Source organism: Pseudarthrobacter sp. Pseusp20 (genome assembly GCF_059492155.1).
In genome coordinates, this window is record NZ_CP168521.1 from 4,439,285 (window position 1) to 4,462,592 (window position 23,308).

Below are 23,308 nucleotides of genomic sequence, written 5' to 3' on the forward strand. Positions count from 1 at the left end.
CCGGTTAGGCAATAGTCTGGCCAGATGGGGACCAGTGCCGTTAACTCCGGCGAACAAGTGGACAGGCAGACGCGCATACTCGAGGCGGCCATGGACCTGCTGTCCCGGCACGGCATTTCCGGAGTGAGCATGCGGTCCGTGGCGCGGGAAGCCGGCGTGGCGCTGGGCCTGGTCAACTACTACTACGACGACAAAACCACCCTGATCCGGGCAGCCCTGCGCCGGGTGGATGAGCATGACCTTCTGCTCGTCGCCCCCGATCCGTCCATGCCCCCGGATGAACAGCTGCGCAAGGCCCTGCGGCGGGTTGCCGGCGCCGACCTGCTGACCACGCGCTACCTGTCCCTGCGCCTCCACCTTTGGGCCCTCGCCCAGGCCGACGAGGACTACGCCCAGATCAACGCCGCCGCCTTCGACCGCTACATCGACGGGCTCGCAGCACTGGTATCCAGCGCCAGGCCAGGGCTCTCCTGGGAGGCATGCCGGGAGCGCGCATCGGACATCGTGGTCATCCAGAACGGCATGTGGCTGACCGCACTGCTCGGGGTGGACAATGCCGCCATCCAGCGAAGTATCCAGCGCACGGAACAGATTGCCTTCGCGCCGGTCCAGGATGAAGGGGCCGGCGGGCAGGAGCCCAGCCCGCGCTAACCCGCCTGCTCCCGGGCGCAGACGGCCCGAAAGTAACATTGAACGAGTGTTCAAAAAAGTATTGAACACTCGTTCAACGTGCATTACTGTCCTTCCTATGACATACGCCACACCAACCCTGGACGCCGTCGAGAGCACCACAACGGACGCAGCGTCCTCCCTGTTCATCAACGGCGCGTGGGAGCCGGCGGCATCCGGCGCCGTGCGCCAGATCCGCAACCCGGCAGACGGCGAGCTGGTGGCCACGGTCTCCGAGGCCGGCCGGGAAGACGCCGAACGCGCCATTGCCGCGGCCCGCGCCGCCTTCGACTCCGGCGCCTGGTCCTCCGTCCCGGCACCAGAGCGCGGGTCCTTCCTCCTCAAGGTCGCTGCCGGGCTGCGGGAACGGCGGGAAGAGTTCGCCCGGGCCGAGTCCCTTGACACCGGAAAGCGCATGGTCGAGAGCCGCATCGACATGGACGACATCGCCGCCTGCTTTGAGTACTTTGGCAGGCTCGCAGGGCAGCAGGCCGGCCGGGTGGTGGACGCCGGGGACCCCGGCGTCGTGAGCAGGATCGTCTACGAACCCGTTGGCGTCTGCGGCCTGATCACACCATGGAACTACCCCCTGCTCCAGGCGGCGTGGAAGATCGCCCCCGCGCTGGCCGCCGGCTGCACCTTCGTCCTTAAGCCGTCCGAGCTGACCCCTTCCACCAGCATCATGGCCATGCAGCTGTTGAAGGACCTTGGCCTGCCCGCCGGCGTGGCCAACCTGGTCACCGGACCCGGCGCCGAGGCGGGCGCACCGCTCTCGGAACACCCCGCCGTCGACCTCGTTTCCTTCACCGGCGGCCTGGAAACCGGCAAGCGGATCGCCGCCGCCGCCGCAGCCACCGTCAAGAAGGTGGCGCTGGAGCTGGGCGGCAAGAACCCCAACGTGGTCTTTGCCGACGCGGACTTCGACGCCGCCGTGGACAACGCCCTCAACGGTGCCTTCGTCCACTCCGGGCAGGTCTGCTCGGCAGGCGCCCGGCTGCTGGTGGAGGAATCCATCGCCGAACGCTTCGTGGACGAGCTGGTCCGCCGCGCCCAGGGCATCCGGCTCGGCGGCCCCTTTGACGATGCCGCCGAGACGGGCCCGCTGATCTCCGCCGCCCACCGGGACAAGGTGCACGCGTACGTCCAGCGCGGAATCCAGGAGGGCGCGCGGCTCCGCACCGGCGGCGCGGCACCTTCCGGGGAGAAGTACGACGGCGGGTTCTACTACCAGCCGACCATCCTGGACCAGGTGCAGCGCGGCATGTCCGTGGTCACCGACGAGGCGTTCGGTCCCGTGGTGACAGTGGAAACCTTCCGCACCGAGGACGAAGCCGTGGCCACCGCCAACGACACCATCTACGGCCTGGCCGGCGCCGTCTGGACCCAGGACGCCGGCAAGGCGCAGCGCGTGGCAGGCCGGCTGCGGCACGGCACCATCTGGATCAACGACTACCACCCCTACCTCCCCCAGGCCGAGTGGGGCGGCTTCGGCCAGTCCGGCGTCGGCCGCGAGCTCGGCCCCACGGGCCTGGCGGAGTACCAGGAAGCCAAGCACATCTACCAGAACACAAGCCCGCAGGTCACCGGCTGGTTCGCTGACCACGGCAAGGAGAACTAGATGCACTTCGACAACATCGAGGACCTCAGCGAGCGCTCATTCGATTACATCGTCATCGGCGGCGGATCCGCGGGCGCCGCGGTTGCCGCCCGGCTGAGCGAGGACCCGGACGTGACCGTGGCCCTCGTGGAGGCCGGCCCGGACGACCGCAACATCCCCGAGATCCTGCAGCTGGACCGCTGGATGGAGCTGCTGGAATCCGGCTACGACTGGGACTACCCGGTGGAACCGCAGGAAAACGGCAACTCCTTCATGCGCCACGCCCGCGCCAAGGTCATGGGCGGCTGCTCCAGCCACAACTCGTGCATCGCCTTCTGGGCTCCACGGGAGGACCTGGACGAGTGGGAGTCCAAGTACGGCGCCGCCGGCTGGAACGCCGACGCGGCCTGGCCGCTGTACCGGCGCCTGGAAACCAACGAGGACGCCGGCCCGGACGCCCCGCACCACGGGGACTCCGGCCCCGTGCACCTGATGAACGTGCCCCCGGCGGATCCTGCCGGCGTCGCGCTCCTCGATGCCTGCGAACAGGCCGGCATTCCCCGCGCCAAGTTCAACACCGGGACCACCGTGGTCAACGGCGCCAACTTCTTCCAGATCAACCGCCGCGCGGACGGCACCCGGTCCTCCAGCTCGGTCTCCTACATCCACCCGATTATCGAGCGCGAAAACTTCACGCTCCTGACCGGCCTCCGCGCCCGCCAGCTGGTATTCGACGCGGCCAAGCGCTGCACCGGCGTGGACGTGGTGGACTCGGCGTTCGGCCGGACCCACCGGCTCTCCGCGCACCGCGAGGTCATCCTGTCCACCGGCGCCATCGACTCCCCCAAGCTGCTGATGCTCTCCGGCATCGGCCCCGCAGCGCACCTCGCCCACCACGGGATCGAGGTCCTGGTGGACTCCCCCGGCGTGGGCGAGCACCTGCAGGACCACCCCGAGGGCGTGGTCCAGTTCGAGGCAAAACAGCCCATGGTGCAGACCTCAACGCAGTGGTGGGAGATCGGGATCTTCACTCCCACCGAGGACGGCCTGGACCGCCCCGACCTGATGATGCACTACGGTTCCGTCCCGTTCGACATGAACACGCTGCGGCACGGCTACCCCACCACGGAGAACGGCTTCAGCCTCACCCCCAACGTCACGCACGCCCGCTCCCGCGGCACCGTCCGGCTGCGCAGCCGCGACTTCCGCGACAAGCCGATGGTGGACCCCCGCTACTTCACGGACCCCGACGGCCACGACATGCGCGTCATGGTGGCCGGCATCCGCAAGGCCCGTGAAATCGCCGGCCAGCCCGCCATGGCGGAATGGACCGGCCGGGAACTGTCGCCCGGCATCGAGGCGCAGACGGATGAAGAGCTGCAGGACTACATCCGCAAGACCCACAACACCGTTTACCACCCGGTGGGCACCGTCCGCATGGGCCCGGCCGACGACGACATGTCGCCGCTGGATCCCGGGCTGCGGGTCAAGGGCGTCACCGGCCTCCGCGTCGCCGATGCGTCCGTCATGCCCGAACACGTCACCGTCAACCCCAACATCACCGTCATGATGATCGGCGAGCGCTGTGCCGATCTGATCCGCGCGGACCGCACGGTCGAAGACGCCATGGAAGAAAAGGAGCTCACCACATCCCTCGCCTGAGCGGCAGGTCTTAGGGGGCCGCACTTCCCCAACAGCGGCGCCCCCCACCCTCGTTATTCCGCCGCACCCCAGGGCGGCCGGTCCCATCGTGCTTTTCTGATCTAGGAGTCCATATTGGAACCCAGCAAGAGTATTGATTCAAGCGGCATGGACGAATTCGGCTACACCCAGACCCTTGACCGAAGCATCGGCAAGTTTGCCAGCTTCGCCGCAGGGGTCAGCTATATCTCCATCCTCACCGGTGTTTTCCAACTGTTCTACTTTGGTTTTTCCATGGCCGGCCCGGCGTACGCCTGGTCCTGGCCCATCGTGTTCGTCGGCCAGCTGATGGTGGCGCTGTGTTTTGCCGAACTGGCCGGCCGCTACCCTGTGGCGGGTTCGGTCTACAACTGGGCCAAGCGCCTGGCGTCCGGGACCTCGTCCTGGCTGGCCGGCTGGCTGCTGCTGTTGTCCTCCATCATGGCGCTGGGCTCCGTGGCGCTTGCCCTGCAGATCACCCTGCCCCAGCTCTGGTCCGGCTTCCAGTTCGTTGGTGACGGCACGGGCCCCTACGACTTCGCCATGAACGGCGTGGTGCTGGCCACCATCATGATCACCATCTCCACCCTCATCAACGCGTTCGGCGTGAAGCTGATGACCAGGATCAACAGCATCGGTGTCTTCGTGGAGCTGATCGCGGCCGTGCTGCTGATCCTCGCGCTGGGCTGGCATGTGGTGCGCGGCCCGGAGGTCTTCTTCCAGACCAACGGCTTCGGCGAAGGCCACGACCTGGGCTTCTTCGGCGTCTTCCTGATCGGCGCCATGGCCTCCGGCTACGTCATGTACGGCTTCGACACTGCCAGTTCGCTGGGCGAGGAAACCAAGGATCCCAAGAAGACCGCTCCCAAGGCCATCCTGCGCGCCGTTACGGCATCGTTCCTGCTGGGCGGGGGAATCCTGCTCTTCGGCATCCTGGCCGCGCCGGACCTCGGCGACCCCCAGGTGGGAGCGGCCGACGGCGGGCTGCAGCACATCGTGCTCTCCGTCCTGGGCGGCCCGTTCGGCAAGGCCTTCCTGGCCTGCATCGTGGTGGCCGTGGTGGTCTGCACCCTGGCCGTCCACGCCGCCGCCATCCGCATGATGTTCGCCATGGCCCGCGACAACAACCTGCCCTTCAGCCGGCAGCTCAGCAAGGTGGATCCGGTCCGCCGGACCCCCACTGTCGCCGCCATCGTCATCGGAATCATGGCCGTCATCCCGCTGCTGGTCAACGTGATGCAGCCGGCCATCTTCACCATCCTGTCCAGCATCAGCATCGTGCTGATCTACCTGTCCTACCTCCTGGTCACGGTTCCCCTGCTGCGCAAGCGGTTCCTGAGGAAATGGCCGCTGGCTGATGACGTTTCCGAGCCCGGGTTCTGCATGGGCAAGTGGGGCGTTCCCGTGAACATCCTGGCCGTCCTGTGGGGCGCTGCCATGACGGTGAACCTGGTGTGGCCCCGCCCGGAAATCTACAACTCGGTGCCCCCGTTCGAGTGGTACCTGCAGTGGGGCGGCGTGATGTTCGTGGCCGCCGTCATCATTGGCGGGACCCTCCTCTACCGCCTGAAGATCCGCCACCAGACAGGGGTACTGGCCGAGCACGCCGCAGCCGTGGCTGCCCACCCGTCGTCGAGCGCCACACGCGCCGCTTCCGGGGAGCACCACCTGGTGGACGTGCAGGTGCCATAGGGCTGCTGCTGCAGCAGGGTCCGCTGCAGCAGCGCATACAAAGGAAGGGGCCGACGGCGGCACTCACGTGAGTGCCGTCGTCGGCCTTTTCTGCGCCTCCGGCCACCGCCATGTTGAGGCCGGTCGTCACACAAGGAAGCGGCCTCCTGATCCGGAGCGGCAACGCCCTACCCTTGACAGGTGACTTTGACTAAGATTCGTACCGCCGCCGCGGGCTCCCTCGCCGCCGCCGGTCTCCTGTTGACCCTCGCCGGCTGTTCCACCCCGGCCGCCACCCAGCCAAGCGCCTCTGCGCCCGCTTCCCCAGCTTCTGCCAGCGCCGCGTCCACCACAGCCGGCCCCTGCGCCGGGGTTAAGGTCATCGTCGATTCCGGCGCCCTGAAGCAGGCCGCTGCGGACACCTCCACCTGCGTGTCCGTGGACGGACCCACCGTGGCGTCCAAGGTGCTCGACGAGGCAAAGGTCAAGACCGAGGGCACCACCCAGTACCCCAACGAAATCGTGTGCCGCGTGAACGGCGTGCCCGCCGCCGACTTCGACATCAAGCACAAGGACGGCACCTACCGCGAAGAGTGCAAGGGCATGCCCGCCGCTTTCGCCTACTGGGGTCTCTGGGTCAAGCCCGCCTCCGGTGAATGGGCCTACGCACAGGAAGGCCTCGCCACCTTGAAGGTGAGCCCCGGTGAGAGCCTGGAACTGCTCTTCACGGTCGACGGCGAGCCGGCCGCGCCCGCGGCATGACCTTCCGGCCCGCGCCGTTGCGCGCAGCGGCAGTCCTCGCCGCTGTGTTCATCGCGGCGCGGGTCATTTACCGCGTCCTTTTCAATGGGGCGGGCACCGGCAGCCCGGTCCTGCTCGACCTGCCGCCGCTGCGGCTTCCCGCCCCGTATGCCCATGTAGTCTTCCTCGGTCCGGTCACCGCGCCGGGCCTCTGGCAGGCGGTGCTGTCCGCCCTGCCCATTGCGGCGACCATCCTCGGCTTCGGCCTGCTCAACGCGTGGGTTGATGTGTCCCGCGGCTTCGTGCGGCTGGCCCGCGGCGGCCCGCTGCAGGGCGTGGCCCGGATGCTGGTGGTGGCATGGGCGGCCCTCCCCGCCCTGTCCGACGCCGTCGCCTCCGTGCGCCTGGCGTTCCGGCTGCGGGGCGAACGCTTCGGCCCCCGCGCCCTGGTCCCCATACTGGAGCGCACCCTGGAGCACGCCGGGCGGGTTGCCGCAGCTTTGGAGCTGCGCGGTTTCGGGAGCCGGGCAGCGCACCAGCCAGGGCTCGACGGCGGCCTGCCGCTTATCGTCCGGAACGCACAGTTCCGGATTGGGGACACCTGCGTAAGGGTTGACGGGTTCGCGCCGATGCCCGGCTCCGTCACCGTGATCACCGGGCCCACGGGTTCCGGAAAGTCCACCATCCTGCGGGGCATCGCCGGCCTGCTCTCCCACGTTGACGGCGGAGCGGTTTCCGGCACCGTTCTCGCCGGCGGACTGGACCGCGCCGCCACACCGCCGCGGGACACCGCCCGCCTCATCGGCACCGTGCTCCAGAATCCCCGGGCTGCCTTCGCCACCACCCGGGTCCGGGATGAAATTGCCCTGGCCCTTGAGCTGCGCGGCGTGCCGACCGCCGCTGCGCAGGCGCGGGTGCTGGAGGTGGCCGGGCGGATCGGAATCCCGGCACTGTTGGACCGGAATGTCAGCACCCTCTCGGCCGGTGAGGCGACGCTGGTGGCCATCGCCGCCGCCGTCGTGGACCATCCAAAGCTTCTCCTGGCGGACGAGCCCCTGGCGGATCTTGATACGGCAGCCCGCGCACGCGTCATCGCAGTGCTCAACGCACTCGCCGGCGACGGCGTCTGCGTCATCGTGGCGGAGCACCGGGCGTCAGCACTCGCCCCCGTCGCCGATGCATGGTGGACCATTGATGGTGGCGCGCTGGTGCAGGGTTCTGCGCCGCCCGCGGCGCCGGTGCCTTCCGGTGACAGTCCGGCGCGGGAGGTGGCCGGCTCCGTGCCGGTGCTGACGGCGGCCCACCTCGCCGTGCACCACAAAGGTACGCCGCTGGTGCGCGACGCGTCCCTGGCCCTCCACCCCGGTGAAGTGGTGGCACTGGTGGGGCCGAACGGAGCCGGCAAGTCCTCCCTCCTGGTGGCGCTGACCCTGGGTGAGGGAGCTGCTGACGAAGGAGTGCTCGACGGCGGCCGGGTGGCCCTGGTGCCGGACGCGTCGGACGACCTCTTCACCAGCGACACCGTGTCCGGAGAGCTCCGTGCGGCCGAGCGGCGCCTGGCCCGTGGAAAGAGTGGCGCTCGTGGGAAGAGTGGTGCCCGTGGGAAGAAGGGCGGACAGCCCGCCCCCGGCTTTGCGGCGGCACGCCTGGCCCGGCTGCGGGGAGGCGTGCAGATTCCCATTGGCCACGAGCATCCCCGGGACCTCTCTGCCGGTGAGCGCAGGATCCTCGCCATCGCGCTGCAGACCATGGACAGCCCGCAGGTCCTCCTGATCGATGAGCCCACGCGCGGCCTGGATCCCGCGGCGCGGACGGCTGTCTCGGCGGCTTTGCGGGCGGCGGCGGATGACGGCGCCGCAGTCCTGATTGCCACCCACGACCTTGAGTTTGCCCGCGGCCTGGGCGCCCGGATCCTGCCGATGCGGGACGGCGTGGCGCCTGCAGCCAAAGCAGCCATCAGCCCCGAACCGCTTGTCCTCCCATCGCGGCCAGCAGCAACGAGGCCACAGCCAGCGACCCTCAACGAGCAGGCAGGCCCACGGGACGCTGCAAAGCCCCGGCGCCCCCGGATGCCGCGGGCGCTCGAACTGGCAGTCCTCGCGGCCGCAAACCTGCTGGCCCTCGCGGCCTTCTCCTGGCCGCTGCTCGCCGCCGCCGTGCCGCAGGATGCCACCGCTGCCCTCCCCTACGCTGCGCTGGCCATCGCACCCGTGGCCGCGGTCGCCGTCGTGGTGTCCCTGGACGGGTCGGTCCGCTCGGCACACACGGTGGCACTGCTGGGCGTGCTGGCGGCCGTCGGTTCCGCTGTCCGGGTGGCGAGCACCGGCGTCGGCGGCGTGGAGGCGGTCTTCATCCTGCTGATCCTGGCCGGACGGGCGTTCGGCGCCCGGTTTGGCCTGCTCCTCGGCGCGGCCACCATCGCAGTCTCCAGTGTGCTGTGGGGTGGCGTTGGGCCGTGGACGCCCTTCCAGATCTTCGCCTGCGCCTGGGTGGGCGCCGGGGCCGGGCTGCTCCCCCGCCGGGTGCGGGGCAGGGCCGAGCTGTGGATGCTGGCAGGCTACGGCGTGGTGGCGTCCTATGTGTTCGGCCTGCTGACCAACCTGTGGTTCTGGCCCTTCGCGGTGGGCACCGGCACCGGCATCTCCTACGTGCCCGGCGCGCCGCTGGCCACCAACCTCAGCAGCTTCCTGCTCTACTCGCTGTTGACGTCGACGGCGGGCTGGGACACCCTGCGCGCCGTCACCACGGTGATCGGGATCGCCGTGGTGGGCCGCGCCATCCTCGCCGCGCTGCGGCGGGTGAAGCCGGTCTCCGGTGCGGGTTCCGGCGCGGCCGGCCACCGGGCCCATACACCGTCCCCACCCGCCCGGGACCGGCGCCAGCTCACACCTTGACGCAGGCCGGCGGGTTGCCTCCAGCAGACGAATTTGTGACACTGTTGTCCTCTGTTCCCCAGTGTTAGGCAATGTTTTGACGGGCATTTCAGGTTTCGCGACGCAGTCCGCGCGCTGACACTTCCCTGCTGCCCCAAGGGCCGGCAAGTTCAGCGCTTCACCCGCTGAAACCACCCGGAGCCCGATGCCGATCCACGGCTTTCTTTCCCCTGCACTGATTTCCTGCCCCGCAGCGTACGCCTGCCCATTCTCCGGGCCGCCGTGGCCGCCCACCGCCACGTCCCGTCCGCCTTAGGACCCGCGCCTTTCGGACCTGACCTTGGCGAACCGCGGCCCAGCCGCCCAACATCCTGTCTTGGGAGCACCATGCCTGCAACAAAAAATCCATCCATCGTCCTCACGGACGTGCATTTCCGGTGGCCGGACGGCTCCCCGGCGTTGTCCGGGATCTCCGGGAGCTTCGGGCCCGGGAAAACCGGGCTCGTCGGAACGAATGGCTCCGGAAAGTCAACGCTGCTGCGACTCGTGGCCGGGACCCTCACACCGACGGCCGGCAATATCAGCACGGGAGCCGACGTGGGCTACCTTCCGCAGACCCTGACGCTGCACGACGATGCCACCCTGATGGAGCTGCTCGGGATCAAGGAAAAAGTCCGTGCCCTGCGGGCTATCGAATCCGGCGACGCGGCGGTGGAGCACTTCGATGTGCTGGGCGACGACTGGGACATCGAGGCCCGTGCGGACGAGGCGCTGGAGGGGATCGGCCTGACCGGTGTCGGGCTGGACCGGCGCGTGGGCGAACTGTCCGGCGGGGAAGCCATGCTGGCCGCCATCTCCGGGCTCCGGATCCGGCGCACCCCCATCACCTTGCTGGATGAACCGACGAACAACCTGGACCGCCGGGCACGCTCGGCGCTCGGACGCATGCTGGCCGACTGGCCGGGCAGCCTGGTGGTGGTCAGCCACGACCTGGCACTGCTGGAACTCATGGACAGCACGGCCGAACTGTATGAGGGAGGGCTCACGGTGTTCGGCGGCCCCTACAGCGAGTGGCAGGCGTACCTGGACAGCCAGCAAGCCGCAGCCGCGCAGGCAACCCGTGCCGCTGAGCAACTGGTGAAGAAGGAAAAGCGGCAAAAGCAGGAGGCCGAATCGAAGCTCGCCCAACGGGCCAGGACGGGCCAGGACAGCTACGACAATAAGAAGGGATCCAAGATCCTGATGAACCAGCGGGCCTCTGATGCCCAGGTCTCAGCCGGACGAATGCGTTCCGGCATGGACGCCAAAGTGCAGGCCGCGCAAGCGGCCCTGGACGCCGCCGCAGCGAGGGTGCGGGACCAGGAGCGGATATCCCTGAACCTTCCCGACCCGGACGTTCCGCGCGGCCGGCGGATCGCGGAACTGCGGGGCACCAACCGCTCCTTCGTGGTGCAGGGCCCGGAGAAGGTGGCCATCACCGGACCCAACGGGGCCGGCAAGACCACACTCCTGGAACGCTTGATGGGCGGTGTCCCGTGCATCGAGGGCGAAACCGGTGGAAGCCTGCTGACGGACCGCGCCGGCTACCTGCGTCAACGGCTCGACGGGCTGCGGGAAGAAGCAACAACCCTCGAAAACGTGCAGGACGCCGCACCGGACGTGCCTGCGGGTGATATCCGCAACCAGCTGGCCCGGTTCCTCCTCCGCGGCGACAGCGTGAACCGGCCGGTGCACACACTCTCAGGCGGTGAGCGGTTCAGGGTTTCCCTGGCCCGGCTGCTTTTCGCCGACCCGCCGCCTCAAGTCCTGATCCTGGATGAGCCAACCAACAATCTGGACATCCGGAGCGTTGACCAGCTGGTGGAGTCGCTCGGGGCCTACGGCGGCGCCGTCATCGTGGTCAGCCACGATGACGCCTTCCTGGACCGGTTGGACCTGGACCTCATCCTCGGCATGGGACGCGACGGGTCGTTGACGGAGCTGGCCTCGCTGCCTGGCGCGGAATGACAGGAGGCCGTGGCCGTCAGCCGCCGACCTCACACCTTGAAGTACTTGGCCTCCGGGTGGTGGAACACGAACGCGTCGGTGGACTGCTCGGGGTGCAGCATCAGCTCATCACTGAGGACCACGCCCATCCGTTCGGGCTTCAGCAGCTCGGTGACCTTGCGGCGGTCCTCCATGTCCGGGCAGGCGGGGTAGCCCAGCGAGAACCGGGCACCGCGGTAGTCCAGCTTGAAGTACCCTGCCGTGTCCTTGGGCTCCTCGGACGCGAAGCCCAGCTCCTTGCGGATCCGCGCGTGCCAGAACTCTGCCAGCGCCTCGGTGAGCTGCATGACCAGGCCGTTGAGTTCGTAGTAGTCGCGGTACTGGTTGGCCGCGAACATCTTGGACGTGAACTCTTCGATCTTGGAGCCGGCGGTGACCAGCTGCACCGGCAGCACGTCGATCTGCCCGGACTCGCGGGACTTCACGAAGTCGGCCAGGCACAGGTGGCGGTCGCGGCGCTGCCGTGGGAAGTCGAAGCGCAGGCGGTCGGTGCCGATCGGGCCGCCTGAACCGCCGTCCGGGGCGAGCAGACCGGCCTGGCCCAGGACGCCGTCGGGATCCTCGCCGTGGTGAAGCACCACCACCTGCTCCCCTTCGGAAACCACCGGGAAGTAGCCGTAGGCGACGGACGCGTCCAGCATGCCCTCGCCCAGGATGCGGTCCAGCCAGTAGCGCAGGCGCGGCCGGCCCTCGCGTTCCACCAGTTCCTCGTAGGAGGCACCGTCCTCGCCGCGGCCGGGCTTGAGGCCCCACTGCCCCATGAAGGTGGCGCGCTCGTCGAGGAACGCGGCGTACTCGTGGAGCGAGACGCCGCGGACAATGCGGGTGCCCCAGAACGGCGGCACGGGGACGGGGTTGTCGGTGGCGACGTCGGACCGGCCGGGCATGGCCTCGGGCTCGGTCACCGTGAACTTCGCGCCGCCCTTGTGGATGCGCTTCTTCAAAGGCGGCAGGCCGACGTCGTCCGGTGATTCACCGCGGGCCACGCGCACCAGCGGCTCCATGAGGGACAGTCCTTCGAAGGCGTCCTTGGCGTAGCGGACCACGCCGTCGAACTGCTCCGCCAGGTCCTGTTCCACGTAGGCACGGGTGAGGGCTGCGCCGCCCAGGATGACCGGCCATTTCTTGGCCAGACCGCGGGACTGCAGCTCCGCGAGGTTTTCCTTCATCACCACGGTGGACTTCACCAGCAGGCCGGACATGCCGATCACGTCGGCGTTGTGCTGCTCGGCTGCGGCGATGATCTCGGCGATGCCCTGCTTGATGCCGATGTTGATGACCTTGTAGCCGTTGTTGGTGAGGATGATGTCCACCAGGTTCTTGCCGATGTCGTGCACGTCACCGCGGACGGTGGCGATCACCATGGTGCCCTTGCCGGAGGAGTCCGATTTCTCCATGTGCGGTTCGAGCAGGGCGACGGCGTTCTTCATCACCTCGGCGGACTGCAGTACGAACGGCAGCTGCATCTCGCCGGCGCCGAAGCGTTCGCCCACCACCTTCATGCCCTCGAGCAGGTGGTCGTTGATGATGCCCAGCGGGGTCATGCCCTCGCTGCGGGCCAGGTCCAGGTCCTCTTCCAGGCCCTTGCCTTCGCCGTCGATGATGCGCCGCTCCAGGCGCGCGCCGGTGGGCAGCGCGGCGAGTTCGGCGGCGCGCTGGTCCTTGAGCGCTGCGGTGTCGACGCCGGCGAAGAGGTCCAGCATGCTGGCCAGGGGGTCATAGGTGACGTTGCCGTCGGCGTCGTATTCGCGGCGGTCCCAGACCAGGTCCAGGGCCACCTTGCGCTGCTCTTCCGGCAGTGAGGCGAGCGGGACGATCTTGGCGGCGTCGATGATGCCGCTGGTCAGGCCGGCCTGGACGGCTTCGTGCAGGAACACGGAGTTCAGGACGATGCGCGCTGCGGGGTTCAGGCCGAAGGAGACGTTGGAGACGCCGAGGGTGGTGTTGATGCCGGGGTACTTGGCGGTGATCTGGCGGATGGCCTCGATGGTTTCGATGCCGTCCCGGCGGGTTTCCTCCTGGCCGGTGGCCACGGGGAAGGTGAGGCAGTCGACGATGATGTCCTCGACGCGCATGCCCCATTCGCCCACCAGGGCGTCCACCAGGCGGGAGGCGATGGCCACCTTGCCTTCGGTGGTGCGGGCCTGGCCCTCTTCGTTGATGGTCAGGGCGATGACGGCGGTGCCGTGTTCCTTGACCAGAGGCATGATGCGGGCGAAGCGGCTGTTGGGTCCGTCGCCGTCCTCGTAGTTGACGGAGTTGACCACGGGGCGGCCGCCGATGAGTTCCAGGCCGGCCTGCAGGACGGGCGGCTCCGTGGAGTCGATGACCAGCGGGAGGGTGGAGGCGGAGGCGAAGCGGCTGACGACCTCTTTGATGTCCGCGACGCCGTCGCGGCCCACGTAGTCGACGCAGACGTCCAGCAGGTGGGCGCCGACGCGGATCTGTTCGCGGGCGATATCCACGCAGTCGTCCCAGCGTTCCTCGAGCATGGCCTGGCGGAAGGCCTTGGAGCCGTTCGCGTTGGTACGTTCGCCGATGGCCAGATACGCGGACTCCTGGTCGAAGTTGACGTGCTGGTAGAGGGAGGCGACGCCGGCCTCGCGTTCTTCGGGGATTCTCGCCGGCGCGTTGTCTACCTTGGTCTCCACGGCTTTGGTGCGGAAGGGGGCAAGACGTTCGACGACGGCGGCCATGTGCTCCGGCGTCGTACCGCAGCAGCCGCCCACCAGGCCCAGGCCGAATTCGCGCACGAACTGCTCGTGCGCGGTGGCGAGTTCGGAGGGTGAGAGCGGGTAGTGGGCGCCGTTGGCGCCGAGGACAGGCAGGCCGGCGTTGGGCATGCAGGCGATGGCGACGGAGGACTGCTTGGAGAGGTGGCGCAGGTGCTCGCTCATCTCGTCCGGGCCGGTGGCGCAGTTCAGGCCGATGGCGTCCACGCCGAGCGGTTCGAGGGCAGTGAGCGCGGCGCCGATTTCGGAGCCCATGAGCATGGTTCCGGTGGTTTCCACCGTCACCTCCACGAAGATGGGGAGCCGGACGCCGCGGGAGACGATGGCCTGCTTGCAACCGTTGACGGCGGCCTTGGTCTGCAGGAGGTCCTGGCTGGTTTCGATGAGGAAGGCGTCCGCGCCGCCGTCGATCAGGCCCTCGGCCTGCAGGGCGAAGGTCTGCTTGAGGTAGTCGTAGCTGGTGTGGCCGAGGCTGGGAAGCTTCGTGCCGGGTCCCATCGAGCCGAGGACCCAGCGCATGCGGCCGTCTGTTTTTTCTGCCGCTTCAGCGCGTTCGCGGGCGATCTTGGCGCCTTTTCTTGCCAGTTCCTCGATCCGGTCGTCAATGCCGTAGTCAGACAGGTTGGACCAGTTGGCGCCGAAGGTGTTGGTCTCGACGGCGTCGATGCCGGTGGCGAAGTAGGCGTCGTGGATGTCCGCGATGACGTCCGGGCGGGTGTCGTTGAGGATCTCGTTGCAGCCCTCGAGATTCTGGAAGTCCGTGTCCAGCTGCAGGTCACGGCCCTGGAGCATGGTGCCCATGGCGCCGTCCGCAATGACCACCCTGTGGTTCACGGCGTCCAGGAGCTCCTGCGAACGGGCAGGGCGGGGCACGGACTCAGTATCAAGCGCAAAACGAGGCATCTAAACAGGTTACGTCTGGGGGCCGGAACATTGCGCTGTGTGTCCGTGTACTACGACGGGGGTGACTTGCGTGGTTGTTGCTCACCCGAGTTGAAGCGTTCGATGTCCGATCGTGCACCCAGTTGCGTAGATCTTCCTGTCAGTAGAGCCTATCCCGGCGTACCCCGACTCCATTTCATCTTCGGCTGGTTGGCATTGTGGGATAAGCAGGAAAACAGATTCCTAAGCATGGGAGTACACCCTGTGCTTATCAGGTCAGTTAGCGCCGACCACTTTTCTTGGCGATAATATCCACGAGCACTACACGGGATTCAGTTCTTGGTCCAACTTTCCAAGTAACTGGTGACAGTGGGTGCGTTCTTGGCGAGTGCGGTGCGGTAATCTAGCGCCTTGTCGCGTTGAAGCCGTCCGAGAACTACTACAGGATGCACGCCAATACGGGCTGCATGTGTTTCTATCCAACCCTTGCGAACTGATGAAGGTGGTTTGGGAAGACCGCCCGGAATCTGCCAAGCGCTGGCTTTCTCATCAGCCGCCTTTTCCGAAGGCTCATCGTCCGATGAATCCTCATCTATCACGAGATGTGTGGAGGACACATGCCCTAGAACGATGTGCGCAACTTCGTGGAGCAATGTGAAGAGCACAATGTCTAGTCGCTTACTGCGGCCCGAAAGCGCAATAACCGGCTGGTGATGGTCTCCGTCGAGCAGAAAGGATGCTCCATTGATCTTGCTTCCTGGGAAAGCTTCTACGTAGACCAGACGGACACCCACAGCGGCGAACCTGTCCGGGAGGGTTTTGAAGGCTGCTGGATCCGCGAGGAGCCGAGATAGCTCCTCGGCGAGCTGTTGAAGGCCCGCAGGGTCGTACTTTGAAACGCTCAACTGCTGGGCCAATTTTCGGGAACAAGCTAACCATGCCTTTTGAGTGGGCGTGGGTTCTTCTTCCCCGTTGGAACGCCTCGCAGCTGCCAGGAAACGTGGAGTGTCATCGATGTGTGCGATCTGAAACAGGTCAACCAGTTCTGCAGATTGCTGGGCGAGAGTATCGCCCTTGAGCAGACCACGTTTACGCAACAAGGAAACAGGAGCAAGTTCATTCATTCTTGCTCTTAAGCGGACGTCGTCCAGTTCCTTCCGCGTCGCATCGCTTTTGGACTGTGACCACAGAAGGTATGCGTTCTGCAGGTTTAGCCAGTACTCGGGACCCGTGCCTAGAGCGGCGCCAATTTGCGCCGCTGATTCGCGAGTAATTTCCTTTTTGCCAGAAAGTATCTCCGAGACGAACTGAGCGGGGCGCCCAAGAATCTGCGCAAAGTCACCCTGAGACCAATGGCGCGCTTCGAGCTCCTCGGTCAGAAAATCTCCGGGAGGGAAGGCTTCAGCGAGCTCGGGGGCCATGGTTATCACTCCTTCAGTGGTAGTTAACAGCTTCAACGACAATCGCAACTCGGCCATCTTCGGCGGTTTGGAATCGAAGAATCAGTCTGTATTTCATGTCTATCCGGATCGACCACGTGCCGGCCCGGTCACCCTTCAACTTCTCAAGGTGGAGGGACTTCAGAGCTCTCAAGGCCTGATCAGTAGGCGCAGCCTGTAGCTGTTGAATTCTTCTGCGATAGGCCCTTGTCACGTCTGGGGACCAGCGGGAAGTGCGATGGTGAGGGTCGTAGGCAAGGCACCGGAGCTCCTCGTCCTCGTACTCCAACCTCATCCTGCAGCCGTCCTTCACCCCTGGTGTGACATCAGGCTACAACACGTTCGTTCTATGGCTTCAATCATACTCCTATCTCGAAAACTTGCATCTGCTTATCACCCTTGCACCCAAGGGCGATAACGCGTAGGCTTTTCGTGTCGGAAGGTCGACAAACAACGAGGGACGGATCCGCTGCCCCTCAGACGAAGGGATGACCAGACATGACTGATCAGACAACAGCAATGGCGGCACCAGGCAAGGGCCATGGGTTCACGGCCACGATCATCATCAACACTCGCCCCTTCGTGTGGAACGAGAAGAAGATCACTTTCGAGCAGATTCTGGGACTTGCTTTCCCGGGCCAGCCCTACGACGCGGCGGCAACGAGCGTGGAGTACAGTCGCGGCCAAGGGGCAGACCATTCCCTCCGCCAGGGCGAGAGCGTTACCGTCAAGGAAGGAATGATCTTCGATGCCGAACCCGCAGTTCGCTCCTGAAAGCCCGGTAGGAAGACTCTTGGCGGAGGGCTGTGACCTAATCCTCAGCCACGGGCACCTGTCCGTGCGTCGCGTCCCCTACATCGCCCCGGACGGCGGCCTACGTGCCGATGGGCGGCTGGTACTGCCGGTCAATGACAGCGCGGGGACCATTACCGACGTCATCGGCGATCACACCATTTGGTTTGCCGGGGAAGAACCACGCGACGAGCACGGAACGCCGCTCGGTTTCGGCGCCCCCCGGGACATCATCGGGATCGGTACTGTGTCATGGACGCTCTCATTCAAGCCACCCAGCGGCCACTACCCGGGGCTATACGAGAAGGTCAGTAGTTACGCACGGATCCTCTGTAGGGCCGCGCAGCAACTGGACTCCTACGCATCCGCGACCCCAGGCGCGGCTTTCCAGGCCGTGGAGGACGGTCTTCCGTTCGTGTATCGGGACACGAACACAACCCGCGCCGGTCTGACCGCACTCAACAACGTCTTCCGCGGTCACACGATAGCCATCGTTGGGGTCGGGGGAACCGGCAGCTACGTCCTCGATCAGGTCGCGAAGACCTGGGTTGACCGCATCATACTGGTCGACGGAGACGAGTTCGAAAACCACAACGCATTTCGCGCCCCTGGAGCTGCTTCGCTTGAAAGCCTGCAGACCCGACCGAACAAGGCTCAGTATTTCGCCGCTGAATACTCCCGCATGCACACCGGCATAACAGCTCAACCAGTTAGCCTTCGGGCCGACAACCTGCACCTCATCGCAGACGCGACTTTCGTCTTCCTCGCCGCAGCCGACGCACAGGAACGCCCGCAGATCATGGCCTGGCTGCGCGAACGGGGAATCCCTTTCATCGACGTCGGCCTTGGACTCAGCCAAGCAGAAACTGGTCTGACCGGCCTGCTCAAGACCATGGCGTACCTGCCCGGCAACGGGATAGTCCCCCCGACCGAGCCCGCCGCGCCACCGGGTGAGGACGACTACAGCAGCAACATCCAAGTAGCGGACCTGAACGCACTGAACGCGCTCATGGCCGTAATTGCCTGGAAACGGCACCTTGGCTACTACGCCTCCCACGCGCCTGCATCGGAGATCGTGTACAAACTCTTCCTCAACGAAATACGAAACGGTGGCTTCGCATGACCGGTTCCCGGCGGTACAGTCCTGCGTTTGTCGACTCGTTTCCCACACCTATGGAACCGGGAACCCTTTACGTTTCCACGAAGTACTCCATGGCTGGACATTCATGCGCCTGCGGGTGCGGGAATGAGGTCGTCACCAAGCTCTCCCCCGTTAGGTGGCGGGTCATTTACGACGGGCAGATATCCCTTTCACCCTCTGTGGGGGCTATCGCTTTGCCCTGCAACTCCCACTACTTCATCACTCGCGGGGAAGTCGACTGGCGCCGCAAGCTCACACCCAACGAAACTGTGCATGCGCGCGACGCCGACTACCGTTCCCTCGAAGAACATCGTGCGCCTATACGTCCAACTTGGTTCAGGCGGCTATGGCGAGGCCTCTTCGATTAAATCCCAGCAGTTCCGTCGGTGCTAGACGACTTACAGAAGCGCGCTCACTCCGGGCACCCGTCGTAGGTACTTGGGCGGTACGCAGCATAGTCCGCTAACGACTCAGCCTGGTGCTGCCATGTTCCGCGCCCACCGCTGCACCTCTTCGAGACTTGCGGGCTTTAGCTGCCCCTTTGTCCATGGAGACAGCCTCCATGTGGGTGCCATCGCTGCATTCCGCGACTGCCCGTCCCCGGACTTGCGTTTCGTTGGCGGGGGTAGTCGCCCGGGATGCGGCAAATTCCTCTTGGCACGGCCGTGCTTGTTCCTCCGGCTTTGCGCGCCTATCCAAAGCGACGAGTTCGAGTTGCCCGGGGAAGGTGCCGCGTCAGGTTCCGGTACACCTGCCCACTTCCGCGCGCCTTTTTTGGCCGCTGCTGTCGTATGCTTCAGCGCAATCGCAGCCGTCGATTTATCATGCTTGACGCCGCTGCCCTAGGTTCGAAGCCACGAGCAGCCGACGCCCAGTATCTAGTGAAGCTCTCGTCACCGCAAAGCATCTGAAGCAGATTTTTCATTCGATCCCATCACACAGCACTCACTGTCCTTTGGCCGGTGCGCGCCGCTGAAGCTTGGCAATAGCCATGCCATCAAGGTGGTGTGCCTGGTAATCGCACCATCGCTCGGCGAGTACACGGTCGCGGAGACGATATCCGGAGTCCGTTGGATGCTTTTCTAAGGCCACTTCGCCATAGCTAAGTCCCACCCGCTTCAAAAAGTCGGCATGCAAGATTCGCCTCGGGGGGTCAAGATGAACAGCTTGGGCATCTTTGTAGTCGTAGATTTCTTCGCCGGTTCTACAGCACACGACTGGTCCGTTGCCAAACCTGGATTTACGGTAGTCCAGCGTAATGGGCAGTGCTTCCAGGGTGAGCGCTTCTTGTACAAGCTGCTTGTGGCTGGGTTTATCGATTACGTCGGTATAACTAAACTTGATGGGACCGCTGCCGTCCACCCTTACTGGTCGAAATCCTGTGCTTGTGTAAGCGGTGTCGACACTGTTATCAAAAACCACCCAGTGGTCGATGCCATCTCCAATCTTGTCATCGGCGTCTGGATGAAGCTCAAGTAAGGCCGTTAGGGTCTCTACGATAACCGGATCAGTTACCACCGAAAGATGTTCTTTCTCGAGCTTGGCATTCGAGAGCTCCTGCTTGAGCTGCTTCTTCGATGTATATTCCACTGTTCCTACGATGTATTTAGCCACCCCTGACTCCCTTTGCTGCCGCTGACCACAATAGCTATTCAAGGTTTGCCCGCTCCTAGGTCCATTACTAGACCCCAACGGCAAATACGCCGTCATGTCTCGCTGTTCCGGAACATCAAGACGTCGAAGGACCACCTAGCCTCCGACGATACCCTCTTCAAGGCGGCTAAACCTCCGCCGCCGGCGCTGCGAACTGCGCCTCATACAGCCGCGCATAAGCCCCACCTGCGGCCAGCAGTGAAGCATGCGTCCCCTGCTCCACGATCTGGCCGGCCTCCATCACCAGGATGAGGTCAGCGTCGCGGATGGTGGAGAGGCGGTGGGCGATCACGAAGGACGTCCGGTCGGACCGCAGCGCACTCATCGCCTTCTGCACCAGCACCTCAGTCCGGGCATCCACCGAGACGTCGCCTCATCCAGGATCAAAACCGACGGCCGGGCCAGGAACGCCCGGGCAATCGTCAGCAGCTGTTTCTCCCCCGCGGACACGTTGGCGCCCTCGTCGTCCAGCACGGTGTCGTACCCGTCGGGCAGTGACCGTACGAACCGGTCCACATACGTCGCCCGGGCCGCCTCCAGAATGTCGTCCTCCGTAGCCCCAGGCCGCCCATATGCGATGTTGTCCCGGATGGTCCCGCCGAACAGCCACGTATCCTGCAGCACCATGCCCAGCCGTGAGCGCAGCTCGCGCCGCGGCACCGAGGTGACGTCCACGCCGTCGAGCGTTATCCGCCCGGCATCCAGCTCGTAGAACCGCATCATCAGGTTCACCAGCGTGGTCTTCCCGGCACCGGTGGGCCCCACAATCGCTACCGTCTGGCCCGGCTCCGCCACCAGGGACAGCCCGGAGATCAGCGGCTTGTCCGGCGAGTACGAGAGGGACACGTCCAAACACAGGACCCGTAGACGGCGCCGGCTCCACAGACTCCTCGTCCTTATCCAGCAACTCAAACACCCGCTCCGCGGACGCCACCCCGGACTGCAGCACGTTCGCCATGGACCCCAGCTGCGCCAGCGGCAGGGTGAACTGCCGCGAGTACTGGATGAACGCCTGCACGTCGCCCAGCTGCATCGCACCGGACGCCACCTGCAACCCACCCACCACCGCGATCCCTACGTACACCAGGTTCCCGATGAACGTCATGGCCGGCATGATCAGCCCGGCAATGAACTGCGCCCCGAAACTTGGCTCCTTGTGTTAAAGAGAGGCTGGTTGATTTACGGAGCCCAACCAAGAACCGGCCCCAGCTTCCCCGCAATGTCCGTCAAGATCTGGACGTAATCCTCGTGGTCGAAGCTGAAGGGCAGCGCGAACGCCACCTCATCCACCTCTTGGAAACCGGCATGGGCGTACAGCTGCTCGGCGATCTCCTCGCTGGTGCCGATGAGATCAGCCGCGAACATCATGCCCCTCGGCCCCTGCGGCGCAGCGGTCCGTGGAGTGCGTTCGTCCACGTACCGCTGGTACTTCTCCCGCTGGGCAGCAGTCGCCGAATCGGTGGGGATCACCACCAGTCCCTGCGACACCCGAGACCCAGCGTGGCCGGCAGCATCAGCCGCATCGCGGAACGCCCGGATCTGCGACTGCTGCACCAGGGCGAAGTCCGGATCCTGGTCCTTGTCCGGAAAGATCACGCTGCTGGACAGCAGATTGAAGCCGTTCGAACCAGCCCATACAGCTGACTTCGTGCTGCCCGCCCCATACCAAAGCCGGTCCCGCAGCCCGGGCGAGTGCGGCTCCACCCGGTTGGAGAATTCCTCCACCACGACCTGTTTGCCGGAGAATTCCCGCACCGGCTCCCCGGCAACCAACCGCGCAAACCGCTCCACCCGCGCGTAGCTGAAGTCCTCCACGTCCGCCGTATCGGGGTACAGCTCATGCTTCACCGTGTCGAAGTGCATCGGCTCCCCCACGCTCATCCCGGGGTTGATGCGCCCTCCCGCGAGCAGGTCCACGGTGGCCAGATCCTCCGCCAGGCGCAGCGGGTTCTCCCAGCCCAGGGGCGTCACGGCAGTGCCAAGCTCAATCCGGGAGGTGCGCTGGCTCGCCGCCGCCATCACTGCCACGGGAGAGGAAATCCCGAACTGCAGGTGCCGGTGGCGCAGCCAGGCACTGTCGAATCCCAAACGCTCCCCCAGCTCGATGATCTGCAACGTGGACTCATGCCCCGCGGCTGGATCAAGCGGATCGAACAGCCCAATGGTGAGGAAGCCCAGCTTGCGCAAAGGACGGTCGGGCTGCGGCATGGCTTCCTCCAGGATCCGGGGACGTGGCTGGTGTTCAGACTAGGCGCTCAACCACAGCATGAACCAACATGTCCCACGGCCCGGCGCCGCATGCAAAGACAACCTTGACGGCGCCGTCCATCAAGGCGTTAGGCTCACCACGAGCCAGCGACGGCGCCGCCACAGGAGGAATACATGTCATTGCAGGAAATCGAATTCACGTCCGCCAACGGCCGCGACAAAATCCAGGCGTGGGTCTACGAGCCCATCGGCCAACCCAAGGCCATCGTGCAGCTGATCCACGGGCTCGGCGAGCACTCCCGCCGCTACCTCCACCTCATCTCCACCCTGGTGGACGCGGGATTCATCGTGGTGGCAGGCGACCATTCCGGGCACGGGCGCACCGCGATGCAGCAGGGCACGTGGGGCGATGCCGGTGAGGACGCAGCCAGCGTGGTGGTGGCGGACGAGGTCACCCTCCAGGCCAAAGCCAGGGAGGCACTCCCCCAGCTTCCGTACGTGGTGTTCGGCCACAGCTGGGGCTCCATGATCGCCCGCGGCATGGCCACCGACCCGCAAGCGCAGCTCTCCGGCCTGGTCCTCTGCGGCATCGCCGCCCAGATGCGGGGCATCGAGAAAATGGTCGACCGGCCGGAACTGGCACGGCTTGCCTCCGGCGAGCGCGCCGCGGACCCCGCGCCCGAGGAACTGGTGGGCCAGTTGTTCGACGGCTTCCTGGGCCGCCTGGGAGAAAACGCCGGCCCCACCGCCTGGGTGGCGCTGGACGCCGGCGTCGTCACGGACCACGGTAGGGACCCCTTCAACAAATTCGGCGCACCCCTGAGCGCACGGTTCCTGCAGGGCTTCGTGGACCTCTACGATCAGGTCACCTCGGACGACTGGTACAAACAGCTCCCCGCGGACCTCCCCGTGCTGATCCTCGCCGGCGACCAGGACCCCGTGACCAACTACGGCGAAGGCGCCTACCACGTGGCAAACCGCCTTGCCGATTCAGGCCACGCGGACGTCCGCACCCGCGTCTTCCCCGGCGTCCGGCATGAAGTGCACAACGAACCCACCACCCGCGCAGAGACAGAGCGCGAGACGGTCGAGTTCATCCAGCGTGTCACCCAGCGGCAGGACTCCCCCACACCGTCAGCTGCAGGCTGACGGTCCCCGAGAAAAGCACCCCGCTGGAAGGTTCG

At 65.8% G+C, this 23,308-nt stretch carries 16 protein-coding genes and 1 pseudogene; 11 read left to right on the plus strand and 6 right to left on the minus strand.

From position 1 onward, the window contains the following. Nucleotides 1-24 precede the first annotated feature (24 nt). From ACEN9K_RS20595 to ACEN9K_RS20625, 7 genes are all read left to right on the plus strand, one after another. Nucleotides 25-651, plus strand: coding sequence for a TetR/AcrR family transcriptional regulator (locus ACEN9K_RS20595; RefSeq protein ID WP_478222742.1), 627 nt, complete (start codon nucleotides 25-27; stop codon nucleotides 649-651). 97 nt (nucleotides 652-748) lie between these two features. Further along, complete coding sequence (locus ACEN9K_RS20600) at nucleotides 749-2,287, plus strand: aldehyde dehydrogenase family protein (RefSeq protein WP_495634968.1); 1,539 nt, start codon at nucleotides 749-751, stop codon at nucleotides 2,285-2,287. Beyond that, nucleotides 2,288-3,928 (plus strand): GMC family oxidoreductase, encoded by a 1,641-nt coding sequence (locus ACEN9K_RS20605; protein ID WP_495634969.1) that lies wholly within the window; start codon nucleotides 2,288-2,290, stop codon nucleotides 3,926-3,928. Between the two features lie 147 nt (nucleotides 3,929-4,075). Continuing rightward, the gene (locus ACEN9K_RS20610) at nucleotides 4,076-5,638 is read left to right on the plus strand and encodes an APC family permease (RefSeq protein WP_018769944.1); all 1,563 of its coding nucleotides are present in this window, start codon (nucleotides 4,076-4,078) and stop codon (nucleotides 5,636-5,638) included. 180 nt (nucleotides 5,639-5,818) lie between these two features. Next, nucleotides 5,819-6,379: a hypothetical protein gene (locus tag ACEN9K_RS20615; RefSeq protein ID WP_051081384.1), complete on the plus strand. Its 561-nt coding sequence runs from the start codon at nucleotides 5,819-5,821 to the stop codon at nucleotides 6,377-6,379. Next, a complete protein-coding gene (locus tag ACEN9K_RS20620; protein WP_495634970.1) occupies nucleotides 6,376-9,252 on the plus strand; it encodes an ATP-binding cassette domain-containing protein in 2,877 nt (958 codons plus the stop codon). The genes ACEN9K_RS20615 and ACEN9K_RS20620 overlap by 4 nt, the downstream gene beginning before the upstream one ends. Nucleotides 9,253-9,618: 366 nt before the next feature. Beyond that, on the plus strand, nucleotides 9,619-11,238 hold the full coding sequence (locus ACEN9K_RS20625) for an ABC-F family ATP-binding cassette domain-containing protein (RefSeq protein ID WP_495634971.1): 1,620 nt from the start codon (nucleotides 9,619-9,621) through the stop codon (nucleotides 11,236-11,238). 29 nt (nucleotides 11,239-11,267) lie between these two features. Here the strand turns inward: ACEN9K_RS20625 and metH are convergent, their stop codons facing one another. From metH to ACEN9K_RS20640, 3 genes are all read right to left on the minus strand, one after another. After that, complete coding sequence (metH, locus tag ACEN9K_RS20630; protein WP_495634972.1) at nucleotides 11,268-14,912, minus strand: methionine synthase; 3,645 nt, start codon at nucleotides 14,910-14,912, stop codon at nucleotides 11,268-11,270. Nucleotides 14,913-15,223: 311 nt separating this feature from the next. Then, nucleotides 15,224-16,312, minus strand: coding sequence for a HigA family addiction module antitoxin (locus ACEN9K_RS20635; RefSeq protein WP_495634973.1), 1,089 nt, complete (start codon nucleotides 16,310-16,312; stop codon nucleotides 15,224-15,226). Nucleotides 16,313-16,325: 13 nt separating this feature from the next. Beyond that, nucleotides 16,326-16,625 carry a type II toxin-antitoxin system RelE/ParE family toxin gene (locus ACEN9K_RS20640; protein ID WP_495634974.1) on the minus strand — a complete coding sequence of 100 codons (300 nt, stop codon included), beginning with the start codon at nucleotides 16,623-16,625 and terminating at the stop codon, nucleotides 16,326-16,328. 203 nt (nucleotides 16,626-16,828) lie between these two features. Between ACEN9K_RS20640 and ACEN9K_RS20645 the strand changes: the two genes are divergently transcribed. Genes ACEN9K_RS20645 through ACEN9K_RS20655 form a run of 3 tightly spaced genes read left to right on the plus strand, consistent with a single transcriptional unit; the run spans nucleotide 16,829 to nucleotide 18,631 of the window. After that, complete coding sequence (locus ACEN9K_RS20645; protein ID WP_495634975.1) at nucleotides 16,829-17,104, plus strand: multiubiquitin domain-containing protein; 276 nt, start codon at nucleotides 16,829-16,831, stop codon at nucleotides 17,102-17,104. Next, on the plus strand, nucleotides 17,079-18,245 hold the full coding sequence (locus ACEN9K_RS20650; RefSeq protein WP_495634976.1) for a ThiF family adenylyltransferase: 1,167 nt from the start codon (nucleotides 17,079-17,081) through the stop codon (nucleotides 18,243-18,245). Before ACEN9K_RS20645 ends, ACEN9K_RS20650 begins: the two co-directional genes overlap by 26 nt. Beyond that, the gene (locus ACEN9K_RS20655; RefSeq protein ID WP_495634977.1) at nucleotides 18,242-18,631 is read left to right on the plus strand and encodes a ubiquitination-like system serine protease family protein; all 390 of its coding nucleotides are present in this window, start codon (nucleotides 18,242-18,244) and stop codon (nucleotides 18,629-18,631) included. Before ACEN9K_RS20650 ends, ACEN9K_RS20655 begins: the two co-directional genes overlap by 4 nt. A gap of 577 nt (nucleotides 18,632-19,208) precedes the next feature. Here the strand turns inward: ACEN9K_RS20655 and ACEN9K_RS20660 are convergent. The 3 genes and pseudogenes from ACEN9K_RS20660 to ACEN9K_RS20670 form a co-directional block, all read right to left on the minus strand. After that, nucleotides 19,209-19,877, minus strand: a complete 669-nt coding sequence (locus ACEN9K_RS20660; protein WP_495634978.1) for a DUF3223 domain-containing protein — start codon at nucleotides 19,875-19,877, stop codon at nucleotides 19,209-19,211. Between the two features lie 166 nt (nucleotides 19,878-20,043). Continuing rightward, a pseudogene (locus tag ACEN9K_RS20665) lies at nucleotides 20,044-21,069 on the minus strand (ABC transporter ATP-binding protein); the annotation flags it as partial. A 26-nt stretch (nucleotides 21,070-21,095) separates the two neighbouring features. Further along, nucleotides 21,096-22,124 carry an LLM class flavin-dependent oxidoreductase gene (locus ACEN9K_RS20670; protein ID WP_495634979.1) on the minus strand — a complete coding sequence of 343 codons (1,029 nt, stop codon included), beginning with the start codon at nucleotides 22,122-22,124 and terminating at the stop codon, nucleotides 21,096-21,098. A 174-nt stretch (nucleotides 22,125-22,298) separates the two neighbouring features. On the opposite strand from ACEN9K_RS20670, the gene ACEN9K_RS20675 reads away from it, so the two are divergent. Continuing rightward, a complete protein-coding gene (locus ACEN9K_RS20675; protein WP_495634980.1) occupies nucleotides 22,299-23,273 on the plus strand; it encodes an alpha/beta fold hydrolase in 975 nt (324 codons plus the stop codon). The last annotated feature ends 35 nt before the right edge of the window (nucleotides 23,274-23,308 follow it).